General features: G+C 43.5%; 4 protein-coding genes. 2 read left to right on the forward strand and 2 right to left on the reverse strand.

From position 1 onward, the window contains the following. On the reverse strand, positions 1 to 843 hold the full coding sequence (locus PY364_RS09390; RefSeq protein ID WP_275522042.1) for a metal ABC transporter permease: 843 nt from the start codon (positions 841 to 843) through the stop codon (positions 1 to 3). Between PY364_RS09390 and PY364_RS09395 the strand changes: the two genes are divergently transcribed. Continuing rightward, the gene (locus PY364_RS09395; RefSeq protein WP_275522043.1) at positions 819 to 974 is read left to right on the forward strand and encodes a hypothetical protein; all 156 of its coding nucleotides are present in this window, start codon (positions 819 to 821) and stop codon (positions 972 to 974) included. The genes PY364_RS09390 and PY364_RS09395 overlap by 25 nt on opposite strands. A gap of 36 nt (positions 975 to 1,010) precedes the next feature. Here PY364_RS09395 and PY364_RS09400 read toward each other — a convergent pair whose 3' ends face one another. After that, positions 1,011 to 1,730, reverse strand: coding sequence for a metal ABC transporter ATP-binding protein (locus tag PY364_RS09400; protein ID WP_275522044.1), 720 nt, complete (start codon positions 1,728 to 1,730; stop codon positions 1,011 to 1,013). Between the two features lie 91 nt (positions 1,731 to 1,821). Between PY364_RS09400 and PY364_RS09405 the strand changes: the two genes are divergently transcribed. Further along, a partial coding sequence (locus PY364_RS09405) for a zinc ABC transporter substrate-binding protein (RefSeq protein ID WP_275522045.1) occupies positions 1,822 to 2,966 on the forward strand: 1,145 nt, incomplete at its 3' end.

Consider the following 2,966-nt stretch of genomic DNA (forward strand, 5'->3'; position numbering starts at 1 on the left):
TTACTCCTGAAATCTCTTTCTAGTAAAAATTCCTTGGCTAGGACTGAAAAGTAAAGCTAACACAAATAGCCCAAAGATTACTAAGACAATTCCAGGGCCGGATGGAATATTTAAGTGATAGCTAAAATACATCCCCGCCACACTAGCCGAACTACCTAAAACTGCTCCTAATCCCATCATTAAATGTAGTTCTTTTACTAATAAATATGCAGTAATTCCAGGCCCGATTAGCAAAGAAATTACTAGCAGCGCACCAACTGTTTGTAAACTTGCTACAATCGTCAGCGTAATGGCAGCAATCATGCCAAAATAAATTACATTAACTGGCAAGCCACTCGCTTGAGCGCCCAATCTATCAAAGGTATAAAACAATAGTTCTTTGTAAAAGAGTTTAACGAAAATCAAAACTATGACAGTAATCGCCAAGGTGTGCTGCACGTCAGCAGGCGATACTGATAATATATTACCAAAAAGAAAGCCTTGAAGGTCTAATTTAGTTGTTTTTAACAAACTAATTAGGGCGACACTAAGGGCTAGAAAAGTAGACAAGATTAAGGCCATAACTGCATCAATTTTCAGTCGCGATTGAGACTGAATCCAAGCCATGATTACAGCACTAATAACTCCAGATATAAAAGCTCCAATGGAAATATTAACTCCAAAAACAAATGCGATCGGTAGTCCTGGTAATACCGAGTGGGCAATCATTTCTACAATCATACCCATCTGCTGTACAATTAAATAAGAACCGACAACTGCACACAGTATTCCTAACAAGATACCAGTCGCGATCGCATTTCGCATAAACTCAAATTTTAATGGTTCAATTATCCAATTCAACATTTAATCACCTCAGATCAAGGAAGAAGGAAGAAGGAAGAAGGAAGAAGGAAGAAGGAAGAAGGAAGAAGGAAGAAGGAAGAAGGAAGAAGGAAGAAGGAGGAGACGGGGGATTTTTCCCAGTTAGCAATTAGCAATTAGCAATTAGCAATTAGCAATTAGCAATTTCTTCATGCTGAAACTAAACTTAAATCGTAGCCATAAGCTTTTTGAATATTAGCAGCAGTTAGCACTTCTCGACGCAATCCGGCGGCAATTAGCTGCTTGTTTAGTAATAATAAATGGTCGTATTGTTTCAAGGTTTCTCCTAAATCGTGGCTGATTACTAGCAAAGTTTTATTTTGGGCTTTCAGTTCCCGAAAAATGTCGAAGACGATCTCTTCTGTGGTTTTGTCGATCGCATTAAACGGTTCGTCAAAGAAAAACACATCAGCTTGCTGAGCAAGCGATCGCGCTAAAAATATCCGTTGCTGTTGTCCCCCTGATAATTCGCCAATTTGCCGCGATCGATATTCCCACATCCCTACCCGCTGCAATGCTGATGAAGCTAATTCTTGCGACTGGCGAGAAGGTTTTCGGAACCAACCGGTCTGCACTGTGCGAGCCATCATCACTACATTCCACACTGTCACTGGATAGTCCCAGTCAATTTGCGATCGCTGTGGCACATAAGCAACCCGCCGTAACTGATCCTTCAACTGTCGCCCTTCGTACAACACCCGACCACACCGAGTAGGAACCAATCCCAGCATCGCTTTTACTAAGGTACTTTTCCCCGCTCCATTGGGGCCGAGGACTCCAACTAATTGCCCTGGTTCTAACTTGAAACTAAGACTCTTGAGAACGCACTCCCCTTGATAGCTAACGGCCAGGTTTTGAACTTCGAGCATAATTCAATTTTATGATAACGATTCTTGTTCCCATATCTCCTAGAATAGAGTACGGTGACAACTAATAACGATTATCGTTCTAAATTAGAAAATGTTAAAGAGATTACAAAGAAAAACTCAACTAATTTCGGGTGCTGTTGCTGTGGCGATCGCCTTAGAACTCGCTGGATGCAGTGCTAGAGACACCAACACCAGCAATACAGCCCCCGTCGATAGGAACCAAACCCAAGCTACTCCCGCCTCAACTCCAGCTCAAACCAGCGCACCCAAGCCAAAAGTAGTCGTTACTACTGGCGTTTTGTGCGATCTCACCAGAGAAATTGCCCAGAATACGATCGACATAACCTGTTTAATCAAGCCAGGTCAAGACCCCCACACTTATCAAGCTCAGCCAGAAGACCGTAAAGCTATTGAAACAGCAAACCTAATTTTTTACGGTGGTTACAACCTCGAACCGACACTGCTGAAGTTAATCAAATCCACCACCAATCCTGCACTCAAAATCGCCGTCCACGAGAAAGCTGTCCCAAAACCCCTGATGGGGGATGAACACGAACAGGAGGAAGAATCCCACAATTCGCACAGTGACGAGAAAACTGAAACCTCTGACCACAACCATACAGAAGGCGAACTGGTTGCCGATCCCCATGTTTGGCATAATGCCAGGAATGGTATTGGTATCGTGACCGCGATTAGTGACGAATTGGAAAAGCTTACTCCTAGTAATGCCGGACTCTACAGCCGCAATGCGAAAAAACTTACTGGCGAGTTGGAACAGTTGGATACTTGGATTAAGGCTCAAATTGCCACCGTCCCCGCTGACAAACGCAAGTTAATTACTACCCATGATGCTTTAAGTTACTATGCCAATGCCTACGGTTTGGAAATTGCAGGGGCTTTACAGGGGGTAAGTACGGAGGAACAACCAACGCCAAAACGGATTGCGGAACTTTCTGAGGAAATTAAATCCACTGGAGTACCAACGATTTTTGCGGAGACGACTGTTAACCCAAAGCTGATAGAGGCGGTTGCTAGGGAAGCGAATGTCAAAATTTCGACTCAGGAACTTTACAGCGATGGGTTGGGTTCCCCTGGAAGTAGTGCTGATACTTATGAGGGGATGTTAGTTGCGAATACTTGCGCGATCGGCATCGATTACACTTTGCTGAAACCTAACAATTACGTTACCGATCGCCGTCACTACTTGCTGGCGATCGTCAAATTCTTGTCTATCAG

The sequence above is a fragment of the Kamptonema sp. UHCC 0994 genome (assembly GCF_029167235.1).
GTDB lineage: Bacteria > Cyanobacteriota > Cyanobacteriia > Cyanobacteriales > Microcoleaceae > Kamptonema.

Bases quoted from the DNA above. Each gene is read 5' to 3' on its own strand.
- PY364_RS09395 (WP_275522043.1), top strand. From the start codon at position 819: ATGGTTCAATTATCCAATTCAACATTTAATCACCTCAGATCAAGGAAG.
- PY364_RS09390 (WP_275522042.1), bottom strand. From the start codon at position 843: ATGTTGAATTGGATAATTGAACCATTAAAATTTGAGTTTATGCGAAAT.
- PY364_RS09400 (WP_275522044.1), bottom strand. From the start codon at position 1,730: ATGCTCGAAGTTCAAAACCTGGCCGTTAGCTATCAAGGGGAGTGCGTT.